Origin of the sequence: Paucibacter sp. JuS9 (assembly GCF_044043925.2) — a bacterium.
Classification (GTDB): Bacteria; Pseudomonadota; Gammaproteobacteria; order Burkholderiales; family Burkholderiaceae_C; genus JAUASW01.
In genome coordinates this window covers 1,748,724-1,775,249 of record NZ_CP194172.1, presented here as the reverse complement: position 1 = coordinate 1,775,249, position 26,526 = coordinate 1,748,724, and the positions used below count along the sequence as shown (strand labels likewise).

The 26,526-nt window shown below is 66.3% G+C and carries 23 protein-coding genes; 11 read left to right on the top strand and 12 right to left on the bottom strand.

Features of this window, described 5'->3' with window-relative positions; genetic code table 11:
- Positions 1–9: 9 nt before the first annotated feature.
- The 4 genes from ABT392_RS07845 to mltG are packed head-to-tail and all read right to left on the bottom strand — an operon-like array spanning position 10 to position 3,009.
- Positions 10–387, bottom strand: coding sequence for a PilZ domain-containing protein (locus tag ABT392_RS07845; protein WP_334276792.1), 378 nt, complete (start codon positions 385–387; stop codon positions 10–12).
- A complete protein-coding gene (gene holB, locus ABT392_RS07840; protein WP_395386117.1) occupies positions 384–1,400 on the bottom strand; it encodes a DNA polymerase III subunit delta' in 1,017 nt (338 codons plus the stop codon). Before holB ends, ABT392_RS07845 begins: the two co-directional genes overlap by 4 nt.
- The gene (tmk, locus tag ABT392_RS07835; protein ID WP_334276794.1) at positions 1,394–2,029 is read right to left on the bottom strand and encodes a dTMP kinase; all 636 of its coding nucleotides are present in this window, start codon (positions 2,027–2,029) and stop codon (positions 1,394–1,396) included. The genes holB and tmk overlap by 7 nt, the downstream gene beginning before the upstream one ends.
- Entirely contained in the window at positions 2,026–3,009 is a 984-nt protein-coding gene (gene mltG, locus ABT392_RS07830) for an endolytic transglycosylase MltG (protein WP_395386843.1), read from the bottom strand. The genes tmk and mltG overlap by 4 nt, the downstream gene beginning before the upstream one ends.
- 104 nt (positions 3,010–3,113) lie before the next feature.
- Between mltG and ygfZ the strand changes: the two genes are divergently transcribed.
- The 6 genes from ygfZ to ABT392_RS07800 all read left to right on the top strand — a co-directional run bounded on the left by ygfZ (position 3,114) and on the right by ABT392_RS07800 (position 11,836).
- Positions 3,114–4,061: a CAF17-like 4Fe-4S cluster assembly/insertion protein YgfZ gene (gene ygfZ, locus ABT392_RS07825; protein WP_334276795.1), complete on the top strand. Its 948-nt coding sequence runs from the start codon at positions 3,114–3,116 to the stop codon at positions 4,059–4,061.
- Between the two features lie 7 nt (positions 4,062–4,068).
- Positions 4,069–4,320, top strand: a complete 252-nt coding sequence (locus tag ABT392_RS07820) for a DUF4936 family protein (RefSeq protein ID WP_334276796.1) — start codon at positions 4,069–4,071, stop codon at positions 4,318–4,320.
- A gap of 85 nt (positions 4,321–4,405) precedes the next feature.
- A complete protein-coding gene (locus tag ABT392_RS07815) occupies positions 4,406–6,577 on the top strand; it encodes a CHAT domain-containing protein (RefSeq protein WP_395386118.1) in 2,172 nt (723 codons plus the stop codon).
- Positions 6,577–9,762 (top strand): two-partner secretion domain-containing protein, encoded by a 3,186-nt coding sequence (locus ABT392_RS07810; RefSeq protein WP_395386119.1) that lies wholly within the window; start codon positions 6,577–6,579, stop codon positions 9,760–9,762. Before ABT392_RS07815 ends, ABT392_RS07810 begins: the two co-directional genes overlap by 1 nt.
- Positions 9,759–11,357 (top strand): ShlB/FhaC/HecB family hemolysin secretion/activation protein, encoded by a 1,599-nt coding sequence (locus ABT392_RS07805; protein ID WP_395386120.1) that lies wholly within the window; start codon positions 9,759–9,761, stop codon positions 11,355–11,357. Before ABT392_RS07810 ends, ABT392_RS07805 begins: the two co-directional genes overlap by 4 nt.
- Positions 11,358–11,395: 38 nt before the next feature.
- The gene (locus tag ABT392_RS07800) at positions 11,396–11,836 is read left to right on the top strand and encodes an acyl-CoA thioesterase (RefSeq protein ID WP_334276800.1); all 441 of its coding nucleotides are present in this window, start codon (positions 11,396–11,398) and stop codon (positions 11,834–11,836) included.
- A 36-nt stretch (positions 11,837–11,872) separates the two neighbouring features.
- Here the strand turns inward: ABT392_RS07800 and ABT392_RS07795 are convergent, their stop codons facing one another.
- Positions 11,873–12,748 (bottom strand): YbgC/FadM family acyl-CoA thioesterase, encoded by an 876-nt coding sequence (locus ABT392_RS07795; protein WP_334276801.1) that lies wholly within the window; start codon positions 12,746–12,748, stop codon positions 11,873–11,875.
- A complete protein-coding gene (locus ABT392_RS07790) occupies positions 12,745–13,653 on the bottom strand; it encodes an alpha/beta hydrolase (RefSeq protein WP_395386844.1) in 909 nt (302 codons plus the stop codon). Before ABT392_RS07790 ends, ABT392_RS07795 begins: the two co-directional genes overlap by 4 nt.
- Positions 13,654–13,744: 91 nt before the next feature.
- On the opposite strand from ABT392_RS07790, the gene ABT392_RS07785 reads away from it, so the two are divergent.
- Positions 13,745–14,893, top strand: coding sequence for an iron-containing alcohol dehydrogenase (locus tag ABT392_RS07785; protein ID WP_395386121.1), 1,149 nt, complete (start codon positions 13,745–13,747; stop codon positions 14,891–14,893).
- A gap of 78 nt (positions 14,894–14,971) precedes the next feature.
- Here the strand turns inward: ABT392_RS07785 and aceA are convergent, their stop codons facing one another.
- Positions 14,972–16,270 (bottom strand): isocitrate lyase, encoded by a 1,299-nt coding sequence (aceA, locus tag ABT392_RS07780; RefSeq protein WP_395386122.1) that lies wholly within the window; start codon positions 16,268–16,270, stop codon positions 14,972–14,974.
- 404 nt (positions 16,271–16,674) lie between these two features.
- On the opposite strand from aceA, the gene ABT392_RS07775 reads away from it, so the two are divergent.
- Positions 16,675–17,226 carry a GNAT family N-acetyltransferase gene (locus ABT392_RS07775; protein WP_334276803.1) on the top strand — a complete coding sequence of 184 codons (552 nt, stop codon included), beginning with the start codon at positions 16,675–16,677 and terminating at the stop codon, positions 17,224–17,226.
- Here ABT392_RS07775 and ABT392_RS07770 read toward each other — a convergent pair.
- A complete protein-coding gene (locus ABT392_RS07770) occupies positions 17,205–17,807 on the bottom strand; it encodes a MarC family protein (RefSeq protein ID WP_334276804.1) in 603 nt (200 codons plus the stop codon). The genes ABT392_RS07775 and ABT392_RS07770 overlap by 22 nt on opposite strands.
- 128 nt (positions 17,808–17,935) lie before the next feature.
- Between ABT392_RS07770 and ABT392_RS07765 the strand changes: the two genes are divergently transcribed.
- Positions 17,936–19,399, top strand: a complete 1,464-nt coding sequence (locus tag ABT392_RS07765) for a GGDEF domain-containing protein (protein ID WP_395386123.1) — start codon at positions 17,936–17,938, stop codon at positions 19,397–19,399.
- Between the two features lie 7 nt (positions 19,400–19,406).
- Here ABT392_RS07765 and ABT392_RS07760 read toward each other — a convergent pair whose 3' ends face one another.
- The 4 genes from ABT392_RS07760 to queG all read right to left on the bottom strand — a co-directional run bounded on the left by ABT392_RS07760 (position 19,407) and on the right by queG (position 24,582).
- Positions 19,407–21,776, bottom strand: coding sequence for a TonB-dependent receptor (locus tag ABT392_RS07760; RefSeq protein ID WP_395386124.1), 2,370 nt, complete (start codon positions 21,774–21,776; stop codon positions 19,407–19,409).
- 163 nt (positions 21,777–21,939) lie between these two features.
- Entirely contained in the window at positions 21,940–22,848 is a 909-nt protein-coding gene (gene xerD / locus ABT392_RS07755) for a site-specific tyrosine recombinase XerD (RefSeq protein WP_334276807.1), read from the bottom strand.
- Positions 22,848–23,429: a chalcone isomerase family protein gene (locus ABT392_RS07750; RefSeq protein ID WP_334276808.1), complete on the bottom strand. Its 582-nt coding sequence runs from the start codon at positions 23,427–23,429 to the stop codon at positions 22,848–22,850. The genes xerD and ABT392_RS07750 overlap by 1 nt, the downstream gene beginning before the upstream one ends.
- Before the next feature lie 49 nt (positions 23,430–23,478).
- The gene (gene queG / locus ABT392_RS07745; protein ID WP_395386125.1) at positions 23,479–24,582 is read right to left on the bottom strand and encodes a tRNA epoxyqueuosine(34) reductase QueG; all 1,104 of its coding nucleotides are present in this window, start codon (positions 24,580–24,582) and stop codon (positions 23,479–23,481) included.
- Between queG and tsaE the strand changes: the two genes are divergently transcribed.
- Complete coding sequence (gene tsaE, locus ABT392_RS07740) at positions 24,583–25,065, top strand: tRNA (adenosine(37)-N6)-threonylcarbamoyltransferase complex ATPase subunit type 1 TsaE (protein ID WP_334276810.1); 483 nt, start codon at positions 24,583–24,585, stop codon at positions 25,063–25,065.
- Entirely contained in the window at positions 25,062–26,459 is a 1,398-nt protein-coding gene (locus ABT392_RS07735) for an N-acetylmuramoyl-L-alanine amidase (RefSeq protein ID WP_395386126.1), read from the top strand. Before tsaE ends, ABT392_RS07735 begins: the two co-directional genes overlap by 4 nt.
- Positions 26,460–26,526 lie beyond the last annotated feature (67 nt).

Sequence of the window (26,526 nt, the reverse complement as noted above, 5' to 3'; positions counted from 1 at the left end):
CAAGCGGGCTTAGATCGTCTGCGTCGGCTTGGACGAGGAAATCGAGGTGCCCAGCATCTCCTCGATCTTGAGCTTGATCACCCGGGTCTTCTCGTCCGACGGGAAGCGCACACCAACGCCCTGTGTGCGGCCACCGGATGCATTGGCCGGCGTGATCCAGGCAACCTTGCCGGCCACCGGGTAACGCTGCGGATCGTCTGGCATGGACAGCAGCAGGTAGATGTCGTCGCCCAGCCGGTACTCGCGGTTGGTGGGCACGAACAGGCCGCCGTCGGTGAACATCGGCATGTAGGCGGCATAGAGCGCGCCTTTTTCCTTGAACACCAGCTGGATGACGCCGGGCCGGGCGCCCTGCGGCGCCGGTGCTGCTGCGGGTGTGTCGCTCATGCGCGCAGTGTACCCATGGCTTCGGCCATTGCGCTCTGCCCCTGGCCGACCAGGGACTCGAGCAGCAGGCCGGCATTCAGCGGATGCTCGGCATGCCGCATCGCACGTTGCAAGACCTGACCCCAGGCCTGAAGCGGCGCGGCCTGGCGCAGCTTGGGCAGGGCCTCGGCCGGGAAATAGCTGGGGCCGGCGCCATGGGCCATGCGCACCAGATCGTGGTTCAGGCGTTGCAAGACATCGATGGCGCGGGGCACGGGCCAGTCCGACACCGCCGCCACCTCGCCCCGGGCCAGCCTTTTGGGCAAGGCCAGCCAGGCCGCGGCCGTCAGGCCGTCCTGCGCCCAGGCCTGGGCCAGCCTCGGGCGGCCACCGGCGGCCTTCAAGAGCACCTCGGCCTGGTCCATGCCCTGCTCGCTCAGCCAGCGCACCGCCAGCGCATGCGGCGGCAGCGCCAGGCTCACCGCCTGGCAGCGGCTGCGAATGGTCGGCAAGAGGTCTTCCGGCGCGTCGCTGGCCAGCACGAAGCGCAAGACGCCCGAGGGCTCCTCCAGCGTTTTCAAGAGCGCATTGGCGGCGACCGTGTTGAGGGCCTCGGCCGGGTAGATCACCACCACCTTGGCGCGTCCGCGGGCCGAGGTGGCCTGGGCAAATGCCAGCGTGGCGCGCACGGCGTCGATCTTGATCTCGCGGCTGGGCTTGGTCTTGCTAGCCTTGGTTTCGGACTCGACCGACTCGTCGGCCAGCCCCAGGCTTTCGCGCAGCGCCTCGGGCACCAGCAGCTGAAAGTCCGGATGGGTGCGCGACTGCAGCAGCTTGCAGCTGGCGCATTGGCCGCAGGCCGGCGCCAAGCCTTGGCTGGCTTCGCACAGCCAGGCAGCAGCCAGTTCCATCGCCAGGTCGAACTGGCCGACGCCATTCGGCCCTTGCATCAGCAAGGCGTGCGAACGCAGGCCGAGCGAGGCCTGCAGAGGCTCGCGCAGCCAGGGCAGGCTGATGCCGGTCTCGCTCACCATCCGCGCGACTCCAGGGCCGCAGCGACCTGCGCCGCCACTTCTGCGACGGAAACACCGGCATCGATGCGCACAAAGCGCTGCGGTGCCGCGGCGGCCCGGGCGGCATAGCCCGCGCGCACCCGGGTGAAGAACTCCAGATCCTGCTGCTCGAAACGATCTGCCTCGCGCGCGCCCACCTCACGACCCACGCGGCGCTGTGCTGCGATGGCCGGGTCCAGGTCAAACCACAGGGTCAGGTCGGGCTGGCGGCCCTCCAGCACCCATTGCTCGAGGGTGGCGAGCTGCTGCAGGTCCATGCCGCGGCCATGGCCCTGGTAGGCAAAGCTGGCATCGGCAAAACGGTCGCAGACGACGGTATCGCCGCGCGCCAGCGCCGGCTCGATCACGCGCAGCAGATGGTCGCGCCGGCCGGCGAAGACCAGCAAGGCCTCGGTCAGGCCGTCCATGCCGGCGTGCAGAAAGAGGCCGCGCAGCGCCTCGGCCAGCTCGGTGCCACCGGGCTCACGGGTCTGCACGACGGTGGCACCGGACCTCGCGAAGCGCTCGACCATGCTTTGCAGGTGGGTGGACTTGCCCGCCCCGTCGATGCCTTCAATGCTGATGAATCTGCCGCTGGAAACCACGCTCAATGACCACGCTGATATTTGTTGACGGCGCGATTATGCGCGGCGAGGTCTTCGCTGAATTCGCTCGAGCCATCGCCCCGGGCCACGAAATACAAAGCCCGGCTCGGCGCCGGATGCAGCGCCGCATGCAGGGACGCTGCGCCGGGCATGGCGATGGGGGTGGGCGGCAGGCCGCCGCGGGTGTAGGTGTTGAAGGGCGTGTCGGCCAACAGGTCGCGCTTGCGCAGATTGCCGTCGAAGGCTTCGCCCAGGCCGTAGATCACTGTCGGGTCGGTCTGCAAAGGCATGCCCAGCTTCAGCCGGTTGATGAAGACGGCGGCCACCAGGCTGCGGTCGCTGGCGGTGCCAGTTTCCTTCTCGACGATGGAAGCCAGAATCAAGGCCTCGTCGATGTTCTTCAAGGGCAGGCCCGGCTCACGCTGAGACCAGGCAGACTCCAGCCTGCGCTGCATGGCCGCATGCGCGCGTTTGAGCACGGCCAAGTCGCTGACTCCGCGGCTGTAGGCATAGGTGTCAGGATAGAAGCGGCCTTCCGCCGAGCTGCCTGCCGCGCCGATGGCGGCCATCAGCTCGCCCTCGCTCATCGCGGCGGTCGTGGGCTTGAGCGATGGCGCCTTGGCCAGCGCGGCGCGGAACTGGCGCAGGTTCCAGCCTTCGATCAGGCGCACCTGCTCCATCACCTGGTCGCCGCGCACCATCTTGGCAAGCAGCTGCCGCGGCGTGATGCCGGCATGAACCTCGTAGCTGCCGGCGCGGATCTGGCGTGACTGGCCAGACCAGCGGAACCATTGATACAGCAGGCGGGCATCGGTTTGCACACCAGCGCCCACCCAGGCCTCGGCCACGTCGCGTGGCGCGGTGCCGGGCTCGATGGACAGCTCGACGGCCGGCTTGTCCAGCGCCAGAGGCGCCTGCAGCCACCACCAGGCTGCGCCGCCCGCCGCGCCTGCGACCATGACGACCAGCAAAAGAAGGCCAGCCAGCCAGCCGAGCCGGCTGGCACCCTTGATTCTTTTTAGCTTGCGCTGACGACTGCTCAAGACCCGACAACCTATGGTGTTTGTGGCCGCTGATGATAATCAAGCCCATGACCGACACCTCTCTTGCGACTACCGGCGGCGCCGTGCGCCTGACAGACTGGGGCCTGATGCGGGCCCAAGGCGAGGAAGCCGCCAAGTTCCTCCATGGCCAATTGACCCAGGACACCGTCCTTCAGACATCGAGCCAAGGCCGCCTGGCCGGCTATTGCTCGGCCAAGGGTCGCCTGCTGGCCTTGATGCTGGCCTTCAAGCGCAGCCCTGACGAACTGCTGCTGGCCCTGCCCGCGGAATTGCTGCCGGCCACGCTCAAGCGGCTCTCGATGTTCGTCATGCGTGCCAAGTGCAAGCTGAGCGACGCTTCGGCCGAACTGGCTGTCTGGGGCCTGGCGGGCGAAGCCGCCCGGGCCTGGCTCGGCGATGCGGCACTGGCCGACACCTGGGCTGTCGCTGCCGTCGGTGATGCGCTGGCCATGCGCCTGCCGGACGCGCGGCTGGACGATGCAAGCATGCCCCGCTACCTGCTGGTGCAAGCCACCGACGCGCAGGCTCCAGGCCTGCCAGCGCTCGGCGCCGAAAGCTGGCAATGGCTGGAAGTGCAGGCCGGCCAGGCCTGGGTGCGAAGCGCAACGATCGAGCAGTTCGTGCCGCAGATGATCAACCTGGAGCTGCTGGGTGGTGTCAATTTTCAGAAGGGCTGCTATCCCGGCCAGGAAGTCGTGGCGCGCAGCCAGTACCGCGGCACGATCAAGCGGCGCACCCTGCCCTTCGCGCTCGTCGAAGGTGAAGCGCAGATCGGCCAGGAGATATTCCACAGCGCCGACCCCGAGCAACCGGCCGGCCTGGTGGCCGGCGTGGGCAAGCATGAAGGCCAGGTCCTGTTGCTGGCCGAGGTGAAGCTGGCGGCGATCGAGGAAGGCAGCCTGCACCTGGGTAGCGCGAGCGGCCCGCTGCTGGCGCCGCGCGCCCTGCCCTACGCCATCGCCGAGCCGCAGTGAAGTCGCAGTGACGCCGGGCGAGCTCTACGTCTACTACAAGCTGCGGCCTGAGGATGGGCCGACGGCCCGTGCCGCGTTCGAGGCGGCGCGCGGCTCGGCACACATCCGGCTCATGCAGCGTGTGGATGAGGGGCAGCTCTTGACCTGGATGGAAATCTACACCGCCAGTGACACTGCGTTCGAGCCTGTCATTGCGCGGGCGATGCAGGCGTTTGCCCAGGGCGGCCGGCACGTCGAGAGATTCGCACCGTTGAGTTGAAGCCGCCGGGGCCCCTGATTCCGGGCTCGCATTGCAAGGCCGCAAGCGTTAATCTCGGTCCCGGCTTTTGGAGCGGGCAAACGGCATGAGATATCTGCTGGGCGCAAGGGTTCTGCTTTTACGCGCCTGCGGCGCTTGGCTGCTGTGCCTGGGTTGCGCGTGGTCGGCGGCCAGCTTTGAAAGCCAGCTGCGCGAAGGCATGCAATTGCGCCGCGCCGGTCAGCTCAACGAGGCCTTGGCCCTGCTCAGCGCAGCCCAGTCTCTTGCCCATGGCGATGAAGAACGAATGCGCGCCGCCGGCGAGTTCGGCATGGCCCTGGCGCAGGCGCGTCGCACCGACGAAGCGCGGGTGCTGCTTACCCGCGCCTACCAGCTCGCAACCGTGGCCGCCCGCCCGGCCTATGCGCTGGAGCTGGGTCTGCTGGCCGCGCAAGCCCGCGATCAAGCCACTGCCAGTCGCTACTTCGAGGAGGCGCGCCGCAGCAGTGACCAACGCCTGCGGCTGGCAGCCAGCCTGAATCTGGCCCGCACGCTGCAGAAGTCGGAGCGGCTGCCGGCCTTGCTGGCGCTGAGTGCAGACATCAGCCGCATGGGCGAGCCGGCGCTGTCCTTGAATCTCGGCCATCAGGCCCGTGAGCTGGGTGCCACCGAGCTGGCCTGGCGCAGCATCGAACAGGCGCACAGCCAGGCTGCGGCCGGCAGCCGGCTGCAGATCGAGGCGCTGGATGCGCTGGCTCAGCTCTATGAAGACCAGGGCCGCCACGCCGACAGCCTGGCCCTGGACCAGGCCGCCCTGACCCACCTACGACCCCTGCCACAGGGCGCCCTGGGCGAGCTGGCCATTGCGCTGGAATGGCGCGATGCACGCTTGCACAAGGCCCTGGGCCAGCCGCCCCAGTCGCTTGCAGCCTATCAGCGCGCGGTGGACCGCATCGAAGCCCTGCGCGCCGATATTCCCATCGATATGGACGATGGCAGCTCCTCGTTTGTGCGGCTTTTCGAGCCGGTCTACCTCGGCCTGGCAGAAGCACTGATCGACGCCTCGGAGAAGCTGCTGCCCGACCAACGCGCCGAGCACCTGCGCCGTGCGCGCGATGCGGTGGAACTCATCAAGCAGACCGAGATGCAGGACTTCCTGGGCGACCGCTGTGCCGTCGATGCGGTCAAGGGCGGCAGCGCCACGGTCATTCCGGCCGGCACGGCGGTCGTCTACACCGTGCTCCTGCCGGAACGGCTGGAGCTGCTGGTCGAAACTCGCAGCGGCATCAGCCGATTCACCGAGCGCATCGCCAGCGATGAATTGCGGGCGCAGGCGAGCCGCTTTGCCAAGGCTTTGCGCAGCAGCGATCCGGCCTTCATGCCGCAGGCTCGCCAGCTCTATGACCGCCTGCTGCGCCCGCTGGAAGGTCTGGTCACGGCACAACAGCTCGACACCCTTGTAGTGGTGCCAGACGGCGCGCTGCGCCTGGTGCCATTTGCTGCGCTACATGACGGCAGCCGCTTTGCCATCGACAAGTTTGCGCTGAGCACGGTCTCCGGTCTCTCGATGACCAACACCAACGCCAGCCATGAATCACAGGCGCTCTCGCTGATGGCCGGCGTTGCCAATTTCGGTCCGGTGGTCAGCAAGCTGGTGTTGAGCGACGCAGGCCGGGGCCTGATGGCCAACACCGCCGGCGGCACCGAACGCTCGCTGCGCGAGTCGCTGGCCCTGCCCGGCGTGACCCGCGAGATCGGCGCGCTGGGCAAGATCCTGCCCGGCGACCGCCTGCTCGACGAGAGCTTCACGGTCGAGGCCTTCAGCCGCGCCGCGCGCTCGGGCCGCTACCGCATCGTGCATGTGGCCACGCATGGCGTGTTCGGTGGCGATGCCCGCTCCAGCTTCATGCTGGCCTATGACGACCTCTTGACCCTCGGCAACCTGCAGGAGGTGCTGGGTGCCGAAGCCTTGCGGCGGCATTCGCTCGAGCTGCTCACGCTGTCGGCCTGCGAAACTGCCGAGGGCAATGAACGCGCGCCGCTGGGCATCTCCGGCGCCGCCATCCGGGCTCGTGCCAAGAGCGTGCTGGGCACACTGTGGCCGGTGGATGACGAAGCCGCCGTCCGCGTGATGGAGCGCTTCTATCAGCTGATAGCCGACGGCCGGGTGAGCAAGGCCCAGGCCTTGCGCCAGGCCCAGCGCGAGCTGCTGGCCGAGCGGCCTTTCGCCCACCCCTTCTTCTGGGCGCCCTTCTCGCTGATCGGGAATTGGCTGTGATGAAAACTCCCTTGAAGACTGCGTTGGCACTGGCCTTGCTGGGCGCCCTGCCTGCGCTCGCTCAAATCCGCACCGACGCCAGCCTGGGCCAGGCCGCGCAAAGCCTCGTCGGCCCCAATTTCCTGATCGGCCAGAACCTGGGCAAGCTGTCGGGCAGCAACCTTTTCCACAGCTTCCAGACCTTCAATATCGCGAGCGGCGAGAGTGCCACGTTCACCACCAGCACGGCAGGCATCACGAACGTGATCAGCCGCGTCACCGGTGGCGAGGCCTCGTGGATCAACGGCCAGGTCTCGCTGCTGGCGGCCAGTGGCAAGCCGGCCTTCTTTTTCATCAACCCGGCCGGCGTCGTCTTTGGCGCCGGCGCGAGCATCGACGTGCCTGGCGCCTTCCACGTGAGCACGGCAGATTCGCTGAAGTTTGCCGATGGCACGCGCCTGCAGGTGGACCTGAGCAAGACCAGCAGCTTCTCGTCCGCAGCCCCTGAAGCGTTTGGTTTCCTGGGGGCGCAGAGCCAGCCTGTGGTGGTGTATGACGGCGCGGTCCTGGCAACCAATGCCGGCCAGTCCATGAACCTGCAGGGCGGCGACCTGCTGGTCGACAACGCCATCCTGGTCGGCAGCGCCGATATCCGGCTGGCTGCCGTAGGCAAGCAGGCGCTGGACCTGCCCTTGACGGGCGCGCCACCGGCCTTGTCGGGGCAGATCATTCTGCGCAACGAGGCGTTGATAGGCAGCGCCAACCTGGGCAGCCTGGACGCCGGCCGCATCATGCTCGATGCCGGCTCGATCACGCTCAGCGGCCTGTCCAGCATCAGCAGCTATGCGCGTGCGGCAACAAGCGGCAAGGGCGCGGCTATCAGCCTGCGCGCGGCCGGCAATGTCTTGATCAGCGATGGCGCGAATCTCTACTCGACAGCGGCAGGTGCCGGCGATGCCGGCGACATCAATGTCGAGGGCAATGGCATCCGCCTGGAGCTCGGTGGCTACATCGAAGGTGGCAGCCTGACCGGCAGCACGGGCCGAGGTGGCACCGTTCAGTTGCTTGCCCGGCAAGGCCTGACCCTGGACTCGGAGGCAACGATCAGCTATGGCGTGCGGGGCAGCGGCGCGGGCGGCAACATTTCGCTGACTGCTGAATCCATCGACATGGCGGGCGATGCCAGCATCACCAATGTCGCGCTGCTTGGTCGCGCTGGTGCGATCAAGCTGCAGGCCAGCGGCGGGCTGAAGATGGACAGCGGCGCCATGGTCCGCAACCTCGCTTCCGGCAGCGGCGTCCAGGGCGGCGATATCGAGATGAACCTGGGTGGCGACCTCATGATGAATGGTCGCAGCCAGTTCTTTGCCACCGGCCTGTCGGGCGGCAACTCGGGCAATATCGCGCTGACAGCACGCCACATGAGCCTCGATGGCAACAGCTTCGTCAGCACCAGTGCCTTGTACGACGATGCCTCGTCCGGCAATGTCTCGCTTACCGCCAGTGGCACGCTCTCGCTGAATCACGACTCCTACATCAGTTCCAACACTTATTCCGATCGCAACGGAGGCGCCATCACCCTGCGTGCTCAGTCGCTCTTGATGAGCAACGGCGCCCAGCTCAACAGCACCGCATTTGAGAACGGTGGCAACGCGGGCAATATCGATGTCGAGGCAACACAGCGGATCGAGATGTCGGGCTCCTCGTCGCTCGGTTCGGCAACGCTGACGAACGGCAATGGCGGCCGTGTGCGCGTGGCCGCGCCCCTCATCAGCCTGGACAGCAAGGCATCTATCTACACGACCGCCGGCCTTGGCAGCCTCGGCAACGCGGGCCAGATCGAGATCAGTGCCCCTACCCGCCTGAGCATGAGCGGCGGCAGCCTCATCGACAGCAGCAGCAGTTCCTTGCTCGGCAATGCCGGCAATATTGTGATCGGCGCTGGCAGCATCGAGTTCACCGGCAGCGGCATAGCCAGCCGCAGCCTGCTGCCCGCAGGCAAGGGCCTGGGCGGCAGCATCAACCTGCAAGCCAGCGGCAAGGTCAGCCTGAGCCAGGACAGCCTGATCAGCACCAGCACCAGTTCCACAGCCCGTGGCGGCTCGATCTCGATCTCGGCGTCAGACCTGCTGCTGGACCATTCCAGCCTGTTGAGCCTGGCACTGCCGGGCAGCAGCGGAGCGGGCGGCAATATCGAGCTTGATGTCACGGGCCAATTGATCGCTGTTGCAGGGAGCTTCATCAGCGCCACCACCTATGGCAGTGGCGCTGGCGGCGCTGTTCAATTGCGCGCTCGCGACATGGTCTTCGAAGGCCTGCTCACCGGCGTCTCGGCTTCTGCAACCGCGAGCTCCGGTGGCCAGGTCGGCGGCATCGACATCCGGGCCAGCGGCAGAGTTAGCCTCCTGAATGGTGCATCGCTCACTGCCAATAACAATGGTGAGGTCAGCAACCCGACCGGCTTGCAGCCCACGGTACTTTCAGTCACGGCCCGTGAGCTCGCGATGCAAGGTGGGGAAATCAGCACCTCCTCTTTCGGCAATGTCGCCGCCAACCGGATAGCCATCGCCACCAGCGACGCCACACGACTCCAGAACAGCGGCATCGGCACCAGCGCCAATGAAGGCAATGGTGGCGCCATCAGCCTGCAGGCCGGCCGCCTGCTGGTGCTGGACACCAGCTTGCTGACCACCTCGGTGTTCGGCAGCCAGGGCAACGGCGGCAATGTCTCCATCGGCGCGGACTTGATGCTGATGAAGACCGGCTTCGTGCAGGCCAACACAACAGCCGCGCTGGCCAGCGGCGGCCTGGTGGCCATCAACGTGAAAAGCCTGGTGGCCAGTGGCAACAGCCTGTTTGTCGGTGGCGACCTGCCGCTGGAGCCCAAGGCCGGGGTGTTTGGCTTCAACGTGATCCAGGCGGCGGCGCCTACGGGCGTCAGCGGTGTGATCGCGATCACCAGTCCGGTGCTCGATCTCTCCGGCAGTCTGAGCGTCCTGGAAGCCCGGCCGATAGACACGGGCGGCCTCGGCCGCAACCCCTGCCAGACCCGCGAAGGCAGCTCCCTGAGTCAGGCTGGCCGCGGTGGCTTGCCCGCATCGGCGCGCGGCCTGCTGGGCGGCGATGGCATGGCTGCGGGTGAGGTGTTGGCCGCGCCGCCGCGAACGCTCGCAAAGCTTGGTCCTGCTGCGGGAGGCTGCCGATGAATCGGCTGCTGATTCCGCTGCTGGCCCTTGCCGGCCCTGCGCTGGCCGCTGATGCACCGAGCTTCCATTTGCCTGTGCCGCCGGTTCCGGCCGCCGTTGCACAGCCTGCGCAGGTCAGTGTCGAGCGCATCGAATTCCGCGGCAACACCGTCATCGGCACGGCGGAGCTGCAAGCGGTGGCTGCACCGCATACCGGCCGGGTCAACACGGTGGACGAACTGGAGGCGCTGCGGCAGCGCCTGACAAGGCTCTATGTCGAGCGCGGCTATGTCAATTCAGGCCTGCTGCTGCCAAGGCGGGTGAGCGACGGCGTGCTGCAAATGGAGGTCGTCGAAGGACGCTTGAGTGGCCTGCGGCTGCGGGGCATGGAAGCGCTTGACGACCGTTATGTCAGCGCTCGCCTGCAGCGCCGCGAAGACCGCGTGCTGGACATGAACCTGCTGCGCGAGCGCTTCCTGCTGCTGCAATCCGACCCGCTGATCGAGCGCCTGAACGCCCGCCTGGTTCCCGGCCAGGCGCAGGGTGAGGCGCTGATGGAGATAGACGTCCATCGCTCGCGTCCCTGGGGCTTGAGCTTTTTTGCCAACAACTACCGCCCGGCCTCCATCGGCTCGGTCGCAGCAGGCGTGGCGGGCCATTGGAAGAACCTGAGCGGGAGGGGCGACATCGTCGAAATGAGCCTGCAAGCACCGCTGAAACATGGGGGTCAGGGCGGCCACGGGCGCTTGGACTGGCAGCTGCCGCTGGTCACCTGGGGCCTGCCCGACACCACCGTTTCACTCGGCCTGGAGCACGGCAGTTCCTCGGTGATCGAGGAACCGGTCGAGCAACTCGACATCCGCAGCCGGCTGGACAGTCGCGAGCTGGGCATCAGCCACACCTTGCAGGAGACGCTGGGCCGCAAGATCAACCTGGGCGCGACCTGGCTGAGCCGGGAGAATCGCACCCGCCTGCTCGGCGAGCCCTTTTCCTTCACGCCCGGCGCACCGGACGGCGAAGTCCGCGAAGCCCTGGGGCGCTTCTGGCTCGGCGGCGCCTGGCGCAGCGAGCGCCAGGTGCTGGCATTGCGCGGCACCTACAGCCGCGGGCACAACAACCTGACGGACATTCCCGCGCTGCCGCCCGTTCCCATGCCGGCCAAGCGCTTCGAGCTCTGGACGGCGCAGGCACACTACACCCAGCAAGTGCTGGAGAACGGCGCTCAGGCCGTCGTGAAGCTGAGCTGGCAGCACAGCGCCGACCGCCTGATAGCGCTGGACGGGCTGGCGCTGGGGGGGCTGGGTACCGTGCGCGGTTGGCGCCAGAACCAACTGGTGCGCGACCGCGGCGCTTTTCTCAATGTCGAGTTCGAATATCCCTTTAGGCGCGAAGCGAACGATGGCTACGGCCTCACGCTCACGCCCTTCTACGACCGCGGCCGCGCCAGCAATATCGGCGAGTCCGCCACCACACTCTCATCCTGGGGCCTCGTCAGCAGAGCCCAATGGCAAGGCATGACCCTCGACCTGGTGCTGGCGCACCGTGTCGGCGGCAGGCGCCTGGGTTCTACGCTGCAGGACCAGGGCGTCTTGATCCAGCTGGCCTACAAGCTCTAGTGCGGATGGCATCAGATGCCGCTGCTAAGCTGGCGGCCATGGAATGGGACCTTGAAGCGCCTTTTACCTTGGCCGTACAGCCGCAGCCTGCGGACATCGACGGGCTCAATCACACCAACAACGCCGTCTATGTGCAGTGGTGCGAGAAAGTCGCCTGGGCGCACTCTGAATATCTGGGCCTGAGCCTGGCTGACTACCAGCGCCTGGACCGCGCGATGGCGATCCGCCGCGGCGAGTACGACTACTTGCTGCCCTCGCTGCTCGGCGAAGCGCTGCTGCTGGGCACCTGGCTCACCGGCAGCGACGGCAAGCTGGCGATGGAGCGGCGCTTCGAATTGAAGCGCGCAGCCGACGGCGTGACGCTGATGCGTGGCCGCTGGGAGCTGATCTGCATCGAGATGAGCAGCGGCAAGCCAAAGCGGATGCCGGCGGAGTTCGTCGAGGTCTACGGCGCGGCGCTTGCTCAGGCAGGAAGCTGACCTTCTGCCTGATTTCGCCGTTGGTCTCGCAAGGGCTCACAGCCCCCGAACCATCTCCACATGCCCAATGCCAGCCTCCTCGAATCGCTCCCCGCGCTCCACAAAGCCGGCACGCAGATAGAAGTTCAGCGCCGACAGCTGCGCATGGAGGAGCACTTCGCGATAGCCGCGCACCCGGCCCTCGCGCATCAATGCGTCCAGCACCTCTCTGCCAATGCGGCCGCTGCGCATGCCGCGCAGCACGGCCATGCGGCCGACCTTTGCAACGCCGGGTACGTGCTCCAGCAGCCGCCCGGTGGCCAGGGCGCGGCCGAAGCGGTTGTAGGCCACGGCGTGCAGGCAGCCTTCATCGGCGGCATCCCATTCCATCTCGGCCGGAATCTTCTGCTCGTCGACAAAAACTTGCTGCCGGATTCGCTGGGCATCGCCGCCCAGGGCTGACCATTCACCGAGCTTGACCGTCACCATCGCTTCGCCGGCCTCGAAGGCCTCGATGGCGGCGCGCAAGGCCTGCGGCACGGCCTTGGGCACCTGGCTCGCGGCGTCGGCAAACACATAGACCAGCTCGCCGTGCACCAGCAGCTCCTCGCCGCGGAACACGGCGGCTTGAATGGTCATCGAACTGTTGCCGATCTTCAGCGTGCGCACGCCGATGTCGAGCTGGTCGTCATAGCGGGCCGACCCCAGGTATTCGAGCGTGGACTTGCGCACGAACAGGTCGCCACCGAGTTGCTCCATGGTCTCTGCGTACGGCAAGGCCAGCGCGCGCCAGTAGCCGCCGACGGCGGTGTCGACATAGGCCAGGTAGTGGCCGTTGAAGACGATCTTCTGCGCATCGATCTCCGCCCAGCGCACCCGCAGGCGCTCGAAGTGGCGGAAGTCCCGGCGCTGGATGCTGCTCGTCGTACTCATGGATTCAGTGCCCTCTTGATCGCTTGCGCGCAGGTCTCCAGCGCGGTGATGGCTTCGGGAATGGAGCGGCCCATCTTGATGAAGTCATGGGTCACGCCGCGCACCAGCTCCAACTCGACCTCATTGCCGTTGGCGCGCAGGAGGTCAGCATAGGCGAGGCCTTCGTCGACCAGCGGGTCGCATTCGGCCAGCAGCACGCAGGCCGGGGCCAGATCGCCATGGTCGTCCGCTTCCAGCGGGGCGAAGCGCCAGTCACGCTTGTGGTTGTGGGCAATGTAGTGGTCGAAAAACCAGGCGATGGACGCGGCGTCGAGCAGGAAGCCATTGGCAAACAGCTTGTGCGATGGCGTGTCGGCATGGGCCGTGGTGCCGGGTGTGATCAGCAGTTGCAGCGCGAGCTTCAAGCCGATGTCCCGCGCATGCAGGGCGCTGACCGCGGCCAGCGTGCCGCCGGCGCTGTCGCCACCCACGGCGATGCGTGCGCCATCCAGCCCCAGTGATTCAGCGGCGCTGGCCAGCCACTTCATCACGGCCCAGCAATCGTCCACCGCCGCCGGGAACCTGTGCTCGGGCGCCAGCCGGTAGTCCAGCGAGATCACGGCCGCACCCGAGCGCAGCGCAAGCTGGCGGCACAAGCTGTCGTGCGTCTCGATGCTGCCGATGGTGAAGCCGCCGCCGTGAAAGTACAGCAGGACCGGCAGCTTGGCATCGCTCGGCGCATAGAGCCGCGCAGAGAGTCCGCCTTCGGCACCAGGCACGGTCAGGTTCTCGACCCGGGGCAGCGGCGCGCGCGGCAGGTCGAGAATTTCAGCGCCCATCAGGTAGGCGATGCGCGCCTGCTTCGGTGTGAGGCTGTGGAAGGCGGGACGGTGGGCGCGGTGGATGCGCTCCAGAACACCGGCCATGCGCGGTGTCAACAATGTGCTACTCAAGAAGGGCTCCAGGGCTTAGGCTCGCCCCATCAATCGAAATGCGATTTTGTCAGAGAGGCGTTGCATGGCCCTGATCCAGTACCTCACCCAGATCCAGCTCGACTTCGGTGCGGCCGCCCTCTTGCCGCAGGAATGCGCGCGGGTCGGCATCAAGAAGCCCCTGATCGTGACCGACGCTGGTGTGCGTGCGGCCGGCGTGCTCGACCAGGCGCTGGCGGCTTTTGGTGGCGAGGCGATGGCCATCTTCGACGCCACACCCAGCAACCCAACCGAGGCTGCGGTGCGCCTGGCCGTAGAGCAGTACCGGAGCGCCGGCTGCGACGGCCTCGTCGCCATTGGCGGCGGATCCAGTCTTGACCTGGCCAAGGGCGTGGCGATTGTCGCCACGCATCCGGGGCCTTTGAAGACCTACGCCACCATCGAAGGCGGCAGCACCAGGATCACGTCGGCGGTGGCGCCGGTGATCGCTGTGCCCACCACGGCCGGCACCGGGAGCGAAGTGGCGCGCGGCGCCATCATCATCGTGGACGATGGCCGCAAGCTCGGATTCCATAACTGGGAGCTGATGCCCAAGGCATCGATCTGCGACCCCGAACTCACGCTCGCACTGCCCCCGCTCCTGACCGCCGCCACCGGCATGGACGCGATCGCGCATTGCATGGAGACCTTCATGTCGGCCGCCTTCAATCCGCCGGCCGATGGCATTGCGCTGGAAGGCTTGCGCCGCGGCTGGGGGCATATCGAGCGGGCCACGCGCGACGGGAGCGATCGAGAAGCGCGCATGAACATGATGAGCGCCAGCATGCAGGGCGCGATGGCATTCCAGAAGGGGCTGGGCTGTGTGCATTCGCTGAGCCATTCGCTGGGCGGCGTGAACCCGCGTCTGCATCACGGCACTTTGAACGCCATGTTCCTGCCGGCCGTGGTGCGATTCAATGCGGCACACCCGAGCCTGCAAAACGAAGGTCGGCTGCAGCGCATGGCGCAAGCCATGGGGCTCGAAGGCAGCGATGCGGCGGGTCATGCAGTGGCTGAGGCCATCAAGGCCATGAATGCCCGCCTGGGTCTCGCTTCGGGCCTCGCTGCGATGGGCGTCACGGAGAGCCTGTTCGATGCGGTGATCGAGCATGCCCTGCTCGACCACTGCCACAAGACCAATCCGCGCCTGGCCAGCGCCGAGGACTACCGGCAGATGCTGCGCGATTCGATGTAGGCCTGGCCCTGAAATGAGAAAGAGCCCGGGATCGCCGGGCTCTCGGGATGGCCTCAACCGAGGCCCGCCTGGCTGTGATCAGCCGTGCTTCTTGTCGAAGAACTGTTCGTCTTCGGTCGAGCCCTTCAAGGCCGCGGTGGAGGCCTCGCGCTCGATGGTGGTGGTGACGGCGTCGAAGTAACCCGTGCCCACTTCACGCTGATGCTTGACGGCGGTGAAGCCCTTCTCGGCAGCGGCGAACTCGGCTTCCTGCAGCTCCACGAAGGCGCTCATGTTGTTGCGGGCGTAGCCGTAGGCCAGGTTGAACATCGAGTAGTTCAGGCTGTGGAAGCCGGCCAGCGTGATGAACTGGAACTTGTAGCCCATGGCGCCCAGCTCGCGCTGGAACTTGGCGATGGTGGCGTCGTCCAGGTTCTTCTTCCAGTTGAAGGACGGCGAGCAGTTGTAGGCCAGGAGCTTGCCAGGGAACTTCGCATGGATGGCGTCGGCGAATGCCTTGGCGAAAGCCAGGTCGGGCTTGCCGGTTTCGCACCAGATCATGTCGGCGTATTCGGCATAGGCCAGGCCGCGGCTGATCGCCTGATCAAGGCCGTTGCGGGTGCGGAAGAAGCCTTCGACAGTGCGCTCGCCGGTGCAGAAAGGCTTGTCGTTGTCGTCGATGTCGCTCGTGACCAGGTCGCCGGCTTCGGCGTCGGTGCGGGCCAGCAGCACGGTGGGCGTGCCCATCACGTCGGCAGCCAGTCGGGCAGCGTTGAGCTTGGCGACGGCTTCGCGGGTCGGCACCAGCACCTTGCCGCCCATGTGGCCGCACTTCTTGGCGGCGGCCAGCTGGTCTTCGAAGTGCACGCCGGCGGCGCCCGCCTCGATCATGGACTTCATCAACTCGAAGGCATTCAAGACGCCGCCGAAGCCAGCTTCGGCATCGGCCACGATGGGCGCGAAGTAGTCGGTGTCGTTCTTGCCTTCGCTCCATTGGATTTCGTCAGCGCGCTTGAAGGTGGCATTGATCTTCTTGACGACCTTGGGCACCGAGTCCACCGAATACAGCGACTGGTCGGGGTACATCTCGCCATTGCTGTTGGCGTCGCCGGCCACTTGCCAGCCAGACAGGTAGATGGCCTTCAGGCCTGCCTTGACCTGCTGCATGGCCTGGTTGCCGGTGAGCGCGCCCAGGGCATTGATGAAGGGCTCGGTGTTCACCAGGCCCCAGAGCTTCTCGGCGCCGCGCTTGGCCAGCGTGTGCTCGATCTGCAGCGAACCGCGCAGGCGCACCACGTCGGCGGCGGTGTAGCCGCGCTTGATGCCCTTCCAACGCGGGTTCTCGGCCCAGTCCTTCTCGAGGGCGGCGATCTGCTGTTCGCGGGTCAATGTCGTCATGGTGTGCTCCTGCTTGGCAAGTGAGGTTGGTAGAGAGACAAGAAAGCGTGCTGACTTGATGGACTCAAATCTATTCCTCTCTCGTGACCAGCGGAAGACTTATGTCTTATATAAGACTAAAAATCTTCATCAACAAAAACAAGCACTTAGCGCATTGATATTGGATCGTGAAATCACTTTCACCATGATGAGAAAAATTGCGGCAGTGCACCAATGTGGAATCTTGCGATGTGAAATCTGGTTTCCGTATTGTGGGAAGTGGAGGGGCATGCCTCTGCCATGCCCCAGCGCCAGCCGCCCAGGACATCGCACGCCAGAGGCTCGGACGAATGGCAGGGGTTGAGGCGGGGCCTAGACTTGGTCGCATCTCAGTATTGCCAACGGTCTCTCGCACCGCGCTCACGATGCCCCTTCTGACCACCGCCCGCCTGCGTCTGGAACCCTGCAGCGATGCGCATCTGGCTGGCCTGCACAAGCTCAACAGCGACCCGCTGGTGATGCGCTACATCACCGGCAAGCCGGACACGCTGGCCGATACGCAGGACATGATCGACCGCGTCAAGGCGCGCTGGGCTGAGTTCGGCTACTCGTGGTGGAGCTTCGTCGAGCTCAGCGGCGGCGAGATCATCGGCGCCGGCTGCGTGCAGCATCTGAACCGCGACCCGGCTGGCCCGCTCGAAACCGGCTGGCGCCTGCGTCAGGACCGTTGGGGCAAGGGCTTCGCCTCGGAAGCCGCCCATGCCATGGGCACCTTCGCCTTCGAGACGCTGAATGCGCCTCTGTTGTGTGCCGTGTGCATGGTCGAGAACACGCCGTCATCCACCGTCATGCAGCGCATGGGCATGCAGTTTCGCCGCATGGGCCACTTCTATGAGCGGGACATGGCCTACTACGACATGAGCGCAGCGGACTGGGCCGCGCGCAAGGCCGCGGGTCAGAGCCCGCCGACGAAATAGCGTTTCAAGCCGGCCAGCACCATTTCCACCGCGATGGCGGTCAGCACCAGGCCCATCAGCTTCTCGATCGCAGAGACTACTGAATCACCCAGCAGCTTGCGGATGCGGTCGCACAGCAGGAGCGTCAGGAAAGAGATGACCATGGCCGTGGCCAGTGCGCCTATCCATTCCCAGATGCGGTCGGGCTGGCGCGAGGCCAGCAGCAGCACCGTGGCCATGGCCGAGGGGCCGGCCAGGAGCGGCACGGCCAGCGGAAAGATCACCGGCTCCTTGCCGGGCTCCAGCCCATAGGACGAATCACCGCTGCTGCCGAAGATCATGCGGATCGCGATGATCACCAGGATCACACCACCGGCTACTTCCAGCGAACGCTCGGACAGGTGCATGACCCGCAGAAAGGTTTCGCCGAAGAACATGAAGGCGAGCAGCACGCAGAAGGCGATGCCCACCTCGCGGATGGCCACCCGAGTCCGCCGCGCTTTCGGCACCTCCCGCATGATGGGGATGAAGATGGGCAGGCTGCCCAGCGGATCCAGCACCAGCAGCAAGAGGATCAGGGCGGAGAGGAAACTGTGGTCCATGGGCGCCTATTTTCTGTTGTGCGCACCGAGGTGCGGGGGGTAGTCTGCAATCGCCTGCAAAATCGGCCGGCCGTCTGGACATGACCTGACCCCTGCTGCTGATTCTGCCGATTCTGTCGCTTTCGCAAATGCCCATTCTGCTGCCGTTCTCCCTGCTCCTGCTCCAAGCCGCCCTGCTCTTCCTGCTGCCCCAGCAGCGCGGGCCGGTTGCCTATATCGCCATGGTGGCGGCACCGCTGCTGGCCGCGTTGGCGCTGTACTGGCGCTCCCGGCGCGAGAAAAGCCGCCGGGAGCGCAAGCTCTGGTGGGTCCTGGCGCTGGGCGTGCTGATCTGGTCCTTGGGCGCCATGGGCAATCTGTGGCATGAGTGGATACAGGGCCGCGTCAACGAGATGTACCGCGAGGCGATGCTGGCCTTTCAGCTGGCCGGCGTGCCCGTGGTCTACCTGCTCGCCAGCGAGCCGCGAAGTGGCCGCCGCCACCTGGTGCGCCTAATCGATGCCGTGCTGGCCCTGGGGCTGGGCTATCTGTTCTTCCAGGTCACCTGGGGCATGCTCACCGCGCGCGGCGCGCCGGACGAGGCCGGCGTCCATGCGCTGATCTGGCTGATCGATGCGCAGAACCTGTTCCTGAGCGCCGGTGCCCTGGTGCGCTGCTGGGTGGCGCAAGACCGTTCGGAGCGCGACCTGTTCGCCGCCGTGGCCTGGTATGAAGTGGCCTATCTCCTGATCGCCGGCATCAACGACCACTATGTCGCCGGGCGGCCGGAGTTTGGCCCCGAGCACAGCTCGGTCGTGACCTTGGCTTTTGCCTTGCTGGCCTGGCGCGCGCTGAAGGTGACCAAGCCACGCGCCGAGGCCGCGCAGCGTCCGATCGACCTGCCGCGCCAGCGCCTGGTGCGCAGTGCCAGCCCCATCCTGATTGCCTGCACCCTGGTCGTCGTGTCCCTGGTCCTGATCCGCATCGACTACGCCATGGGCGCGGCGGGCGTGGTGCTGGGCGTGGTGGGCTACGGCCTGCGCTCGGTGCTGACCCAGGTGCGCCAGTTGGAGCGTGGCGACACGCTGCACAGGCAACGCGTCGAGCTGCAGACCCTGGCCTGGACCGATGCCCTGACCGGCGTGGCCAACCGCCACTACCTCGACCATGTGCTGAGCGAAGCCACTGCGCAGGCTGATGCGCCGCCCCGTACGCTGGCGGTGCTGATGCTGGATATCGACCACTTCAAGCGCCTCAATGACACCTTGGGCCATGCCAGCGGTGATGAGTGCCTGCGCCAGGTGGCGAGTGCCTTGCGCTTGTCGCTGGCTCGTCCAGGCGACCTGCTGGCCCGCTATGGCGGCGAGGAGTTCATCGCGCTGCTCCAGGGCAGCGATGTCGAGGGTGCGATGCAGGTGGCGGAGCGGGCTCGCCAGGCCGTTGAGGCGCTGGCGATCCCACATCCTGGCTGCCAGGATGGCCACGTCACGATCAGCATTGGCTGCGCCAGCGGACTGGCCGGCAGCCCGGCCGGGATGCACGCTCTGATCAGCGCTGCCGATCAGGCGCTCTATGCCGCCAAGGCGGCAGGCCGCAACCGGGTTGCGGCCTGAGCCCAGCTTAGAACGTGCCGCTCAGCGAAACGCCGATGGTGCGCGGCTTCATGTAGTAAGCCTGCCGCACCGACTGGATGTTGGGCTGCTGCAAGACCTTGTGGTTGTTGCCGGCGTTCTTGATCGAGAAGTTCAGATCCCACTTGTCGAAGTTGATGCCCCAGCTCGCGTCCACCGTCATGTAGGCCGGGCGGTCGTAGTCGGGCTCGCCGCGAACCAGGGAGCCGTGGCTGGCGCCGGTCCATTGCGCGTTGAGGCGGAACACGCTGTCAAGCTCGCCGAGCTTGAACAGGTACTCGCCGCCCAGCTTGAAGCTGTACTTGGGCACGCCCTGGATGCTGTCGCCCTTGCGCACATTGGGCAGGCCATCGTCGCCCGTGCCCAGCGAAGGCACGTCCTCGGCGAACACCGCCTTGTTGTAGCCGCCGCCACTGGTGAGCGTGAAGTTGGGCGTGACGCGCGCCTTCAGCTCGAACTCGAGGCCGTCGCTGGTGGCCTTGCCGACATTGGTCTCGAAGTCGAAGCCGGCGGTGGGCAGGTAGACGTCCTGCTGGATGTTCTTCCAGTCGATGTGATAGGCCGCCAGGTTCAGCATCACCTTGCCGCCCATCAGGCGCGACTTGCTGCCGACCTCGTAGCTGCGCAGGCTGTCCGGGCCGAAGGCGGCGGTCTGCGCGAAGCTCATTCCGAGCTTGGCCAGATCGCTGATATTGGCGGCGATGGCCGGGATCGGACGGTTGGCGCCGCCCAGGCGGAAGCCATCGGCCACGTTGGCGTAGAGGCTGGTGTCGGCATCCACATCCCAGGTCAGGGCAAAGCGCGGCGTGCTCTTGTTGGCCTTGGTGTCGATGCCTGTGGTGGATGGGCCGCCGGCGAAGAAGAAGTCGCCTTCGCGCTTGAAACCTTCGCTGGAGCGCAGGTAGCGTATGCCGACGGTGGCGCGCAGCGTCTTGCCGAAGTGATAGGTCATCTCGCCGAACACCGAGTTCTGCTTGGTGTTGTAGTGGCGGGCGCTGAAGTAGCTGTTGTCGCCCGTGAATGCGCCGGTGTAGATGCCCGAGTCTTCCACCCACTGGTTCGGGTCATAGATGTTGACGCCGTTCTTGGTGAAGGCCTGGGTGATGCCGAACACCGGCTCGTTGTCGGCCACGTCGGTCTTGGTCGAGGCGCTGTAAAGGCCGGCCACCCAGGTGATAGGCACGCCGCCGTCCTGGTAGTCCTTGGACGCCAGGCGCAGCTCCAGCGAGCGCTGGTCGATCTTGTTGTCCAGGTAGACGGCCGACGGCAGGTAGGTGACGATGCTGGACACAGCCGGATTGGAGATCAGGCTGCCGATGTAGCTGGAGTTGATGCTGGTGCCATCCTGCGTGCGATTGAACTTGCGCTGGTAGGTGTTGGCGATGGCTGTGAAGTCGGCAAAGCCGAGGTCGCCATTCAGGGTCAGCGAGGGCACGGTCAGCTTGTCGTCGCCCGGCTCGCGCATGATCTTGGAAGTCTGGAACAAGGCCAGTGGCTTGTCGGCGTTGAACTCCTGGTAGCTGCCCACGGCGAGGTAGGAAGCGTCGATGTCCTTGCTCTTGCTGTGCTGGTAGAACAGCGCCGGCGTCAGGCTCCAGGACTCGTTGAACTTGAACTTGGCCGACAGCTTCAGGACGGTCCAGTCCACGTCGTTGATGCCCTTGTCGATCACCTGCAGCGTCTTGGGGCTGACCTGGTCGATATAGCCTGCGTCATGGCCGGCCTGCACGCCGATGCGCAGCGCGGCAACGCCGGGCTGCAGCGGCACGTTGATCACGCCTTGCGCCATGTAGTTGGCGCCGCCGTGGCTGGTGCTGCTGACTTCGGCCAGCACATCACCGCTGAAACGCTTCAGGTCCGGCTGCTTGCTGATGAAGCGCAGCGTGCCGCCCATGGAGCCGGCGCCATAGAGCGTGCCTTGCGGGCCGCGCAGCACCTCCACGCGCTCCAGGTCGAAGAACCGCGGCTCGGCCGTGCCTTGGCTGTAGAGATTGCGCGTGGTCAGCGACACGTCGTCGAGATAGACGCCCACGGTGGCCGAACCGGCCTGCGAGCTGACGCCGCGGATTTCAATGGTCGAGAGACCGGCGCCGCCCTGGCTGCTGAACGAGACATTGGGCAGGTTGCGGGTCAGGTCGGCGAAATCCAGGATCTGGCCTTCCTTCAAGGCCTCGCCACCGATGGCGGTGACGCTGAGCGGCACCTTGCGCGCGTCCTCCACGCGCTTTTGCGACGTGACCACCACGGTTTCCAGCACCTGGCGGTCGGCAGCCGGTGCGGCCGGCGCTTGCTGGGCCAGCGCGGGTGCGGCAAGAGCGGCCAGGCTGGCGGCGGCAAGAAGGTTCAGCTTGAAGTTCATCACTAAGGCTCCTCGAAGGGCGGCTGTTGTTTTGCGAAGCCGCAATGCTGAAGAGGCTTGGCCGGCTCGGCAAGCCTTGAGACGACGCAAATGTTTCAGTTGTTGGTATCGAACCACCTAGGGAGCTCTCCCCAGCTAGGGCTTCCACTGGTATGGGCAAGACCTAGGCACGCGGATGGTGCAGCGCATGGATTTGGCGCAATCTTTCGCGCGCCACATGGGTATAGATCTGCGTGGTCGACAGGTCGGCATGGCCGAGCAGCAATTGCACCGCGCGCAGGTCGGCGCCGTGGTTCAGGAGATGGGTGGCGAAGGCATGCCGCAAGGTGTGCGGCGAGATCGGGCTGCGGATGCCGGCCAGCAGCGCGTACTTCTTGACCAGGTTCCAGAACATCTGCCGCGTCATGCCGGCGCCGCGGATGGTGACGAAGAGCTCATCGCAGCGCTGGCCCGCCAGCAGCGAGGCGCGCGACTCGGCGAGATAGCGCAGCAGCCAGCCATGGGCCTCTTCGCCAAAGGGAACCAGCCTTTCCTTGTCGCCCTTGCCGGTCACGCGCAGCGCTGCTTCCTTCAGGCCGACATGCACGCTTTTCAAGGTGACCAGCTCGCTGACGCGCAGGCCGCTCGCATACATGAGCTCCAGCATCGCGCGGTCGCGCAGGCCGAGCGCGGTATCGGTGTCCGGCGCATGCAGAAGCGCCTCGACCTGGGCCTGGCTGAGGGTCTTGGGCACGCGCAGCGCCTGCTTGGCGTTGTGTAGCCTCAGGCTGGGGTCCTCGCGCAGCCGCCCTTCCCTCAGGCCCCAGCGGAAGTAGCGCTTGAAGACACTCAGTCGCCGGTTGGCGCTGGTGGCCTTGCTCGATGCATGGCGTTTGCTCTGATAGCCGAGCAGGTCGAGCTCGGTGCAAGCGTCGAGTGTCCGACCCGGCTCGCCAGCCAGCCAGTCGGCCAGCAATTGCAGATCGCGCTTGTAGGCAGCCAGCGTATTGCTGGAGAGGCCGTCCTCGATCCACAGTGCCTCGAGAAAGCGCTCGATGCCCAGCTGGCTCTGCTCGCGAGCGGCCCTGTCCATCAGGAAGTGGCTTGGTCCAGCAGGCCGGCCTTCAGCCGCTTGTCGGTCGGCTTCTCGCCCAGGAAGACCTTGAGCAGGGCCAGCATCGGCTCGTTGCCGGGCGCGGGCGTGCCGACGGGCTTGTTGTTCAGGGTCACTTGCGTGCCCTGCTGCGGCACGTAGTCCAGGTTGACCACATCGCCCTTCCTGAGCTTGCCGAGCAGGTCGATGTTCTTGATCAGCACTTCCAGCTTGTCGGCAAACTGCTGCTGCTCTTCGGGCGTGCAGTTGCGGGCAACGCCCTTGCGGATGGCCTTGGTGAACTCCTCGACGCCGACACCCATCAACAAGCGCACCTGGATCCGCTTGGCGCCGGGTGTGGCAAAGACCGCCTCGGGCGTCGTGCCTTTGCGCGTGAGGTAGAGCGCAGCCAGATAGCCCTTGAACACCGCCACGGCGCGGATGCCCGTGCCGTTCAGTACCAGCGTGCTGCCGCCGAGCTGAATCGTGTCGTCGAATTCCTGGTCTTCATAGCGCTTGGCCCAGCTCGGGCAAGCGATGGCGGCGCTGCCCAGCAGCAGTGCCCGTCTCGTCAACTTCATGGTTTCTCCGTTCGGGACGCTAGCCTAACGCCTCGCCAGGGCCCGCCGACTACAGACTTTCGCTCAGCGCCCAGTCGATGTGCTCCCCCACCAGGGCCGAGGCCTCGGGCCGGGCTGCCAGCAGGGCCGCGCGCAGCGCCGCGCTATCGGCGGCTCGCATGGCGTTGCCCATGGCCACGGCCAGATTGCGCCGCCAGCGCTCGAAGCCGATGCGACGGATGGCCGAGCCCTCGGTGCGGCGCAGGAATTCGCTTTCATCCCAGCGCCAGAGCTCCAGCAGCGTCGGCGCCTGCAGGGCCGGGCGGGCATCGAAGTCTGTGAGCGTGCTGCGCCGCGCGAACTTGTTCCAGGGGCAGGCCAGCTGGCAGTCATCGCAGCCGTAGATGCGGTTGCCGATCAAGGGTCGCAGTGCGAGTGGAATCGGTTCATCGCTTTCGATGGTCAGGTAAGAGATGCAACGCCTTGCATCGACCCGGTACGGCGCAATGATGGCCTGCGTGGGGCAGACGTCGATGCAGGCGCTGCACTGGCCGCAATGCGCGCTGGTGGGCGGGGTCAGGGGCAGCGGCAGATCGACCAGGATTTCGCCCAGGAAGAACATCGAGCCGGCTTCGCGGTCCAGCGTCAAGGTGTGTTTGCCGCGCCAGCCCAGGCCCGAGCGTGTGGCCAGCTCCACCTCCAGCACCGGCGCTGAATCAGTGAAGACGCGATAGCCCAGCTGGCCGATCGCCTGCTCCAGTTTGCTGGCGAGCTGTTGCAGGCGGTTGCGCAAGACCTTGTGATAGTCGCGGCCGCGGGCATAGATCGACACCTGGGCCTGCGAGGGCTTGTCCAGCCCCTGCCATTCAATGGCCTGCCAGCCCTCGGGGGTATCAGCCGGCAGATAGTCCATGCGGGCGGTGATCACGCGCAGCGTGCCCGGCAGCAGCTCGGCCGGCCGGGCGCGCTTGAGACCGTGGGCCGCCATGTAGTTCATCCGGCCATGGTGGCCGGCTTCCAGCCAGGCGAGCAGGCCGGCCTCGGCGCTGGCGAGATCGATATCGGCCACGCCAATCTGTGAGAATCCCAGCGCGCTGGCCCAGCCGCGCAATTGTTCAAGCAAGGCCGGGCCATCGAAGCCCGTGTTTTGTTGTTCACCCGGAGTCGAAGACATTTGTCCATTCTAGAAAGCCGTGAACTGCGCTGGCAGGACGAAGCCGCCTGCCAGCAATTCGCACAAGCCCTGGCGCGCTCGCCCGAGCTGCTGCTTGCGAGCATCGAGCTGCACGGCACGCTCGGCGCCGGCAAGACCACGCTGGTGCGGCATCTGCTGCGCGCGCTGGGCGTCCAGGGCCGCATCAAGAGCCCGAGTTACGCCGTGCTGGAGAGCTACGAGCTGGACCGTGGAACCGTCAGTCATTTCGACTTCTACCGCTTCAGCGACCCGCGCGAATGGGCGGATGCCGGCTTTCGCGATGTCTTCATGACGCCGGGCCTGAAGCTCAGCGAATGGCCGGAGAAGGCCGCGGGCATGTTGCCGCCGGCCGACCTCTGCATCCACTTGAAGAGCGAGGATGACGAGAGCCGCAGCGTGCGCCTGGAGGCGGGCACGCCTCTGGGTCAGGCGATCCTGAAGACGCTGGAGCCGTCTGCGTGACCCGCCGCAAACTCTTGCGCGGAGCCGGCAGCCTGGTGCTGCTTCTGCAGGCGCCGCAGCTGCTGCGTGCCATGCCGAACGGGGCCAGCATCGTGGCCGTGCGCGTCTGGCCGGCCGAGGAATACACGCGGGTCACGCTGGAATCGGACACGCCGCTGTCGGTCCGCCATTTCACCGTCGACAAGCCCGACCGCCTGGTGATCGACATTGACGGCCTGGAGCTGAGCCCGGGCCTGCGCGAGCTGATCAAGAAGGTGCGAGCGGATGATCCCTACATCGCCGGCGTTCGGGTCGGGCAGAACCAGCCGACCGTGGTGCGCATCGTGCTGGACCTGAAGCAGCCGGCGGCGCCGCAGATTTTCACCCTGAAGCCGGTCGCGCCCTACCAGCACCGTCTGGTGTTCGACCTGCATCCTGCCGAGGAGCCCGACCCTTTGCTGGCCCTGGTGCGCGAGAAGGAACAGGCCGAGGCCAAGGCGGCGGAGGCGGTGAACGATGCACTGGGCGAATTGCTGCGCAAGATCGAGCGGCCGCCCGAGTTGCCGCGCAGGCCCGAGCTGGCGGCCAGTGCGTTGCGAGCCGCAGCATCGGCGCCGCCGACACCGCCCACTCCCGCCGCAAGCGCTGCAATTCCCTCGGCCTCCGCTGTGCTGCCCCTGCCCACCCAGCGCCAGCTCGACCGGCTGATCGTGATCGCACTCGACCCCGGCCACGGCGGCGAAGACCCAGGTGCGGTCGGCCCGAGCGGCCTGAAGGAAAAGGACGTGGTGCTGGCCGTGGCCCTGAAGCTGCGCGAACGGCTGCATGCCAATCGCAACATCCGCGTCATGCTGACCCGAGATGCCGACTTCTTCGTGCCCCTGCAGGACCGTGTTCGCAAGGCACGGCGCGTGCAAGCCGATCTGTTCGTCTCCATCCATGCCGATGCCTTCTTCACACCGCAGGCGCGCGGCGCCTCGGTCTTTGCGCTGAGCGACGGCGCTGCCAGCAGCACGGCCGCGCGCTGGATGGCCGCCAAGGAGAACTCCTCCGACCAGATCGGTGGCATCAATGTCGGCAAGGTCAAGGACTCTGCGGTGCTGCGGGCCCTGCTGGACATGAGCACCACGGCCCAGATCAAGGACAGCATGCGACTCGGCTCCGAGGTGCTGGGCCAGATCGGCCGGGTCGGCCGCCTGCACAAGAAGCAGGTCGAACAGGCGGGCTTCGTGGTCTTGAAGGCGCCCGACATCCCGTCCATCCTGGTCGAGACCGCCTTCATCTCCAACCCCGAAGAGGAAGCCAAGCTGCGCGACCCGGCGTACCAGGACAAGCTCGTCGAGGCCCTGGCCACCGGCATTGCGCGCTACTTCGCCAAGAACCCGCCGCTCGCCAGGCATCGGGCCCTCTCGTAGGACGGGGCAAGCGGCCAAGGAAAGCGGCCAAGGAAAGCTGCCAAGAAAAGCTGCCAAGAAAAGCGGC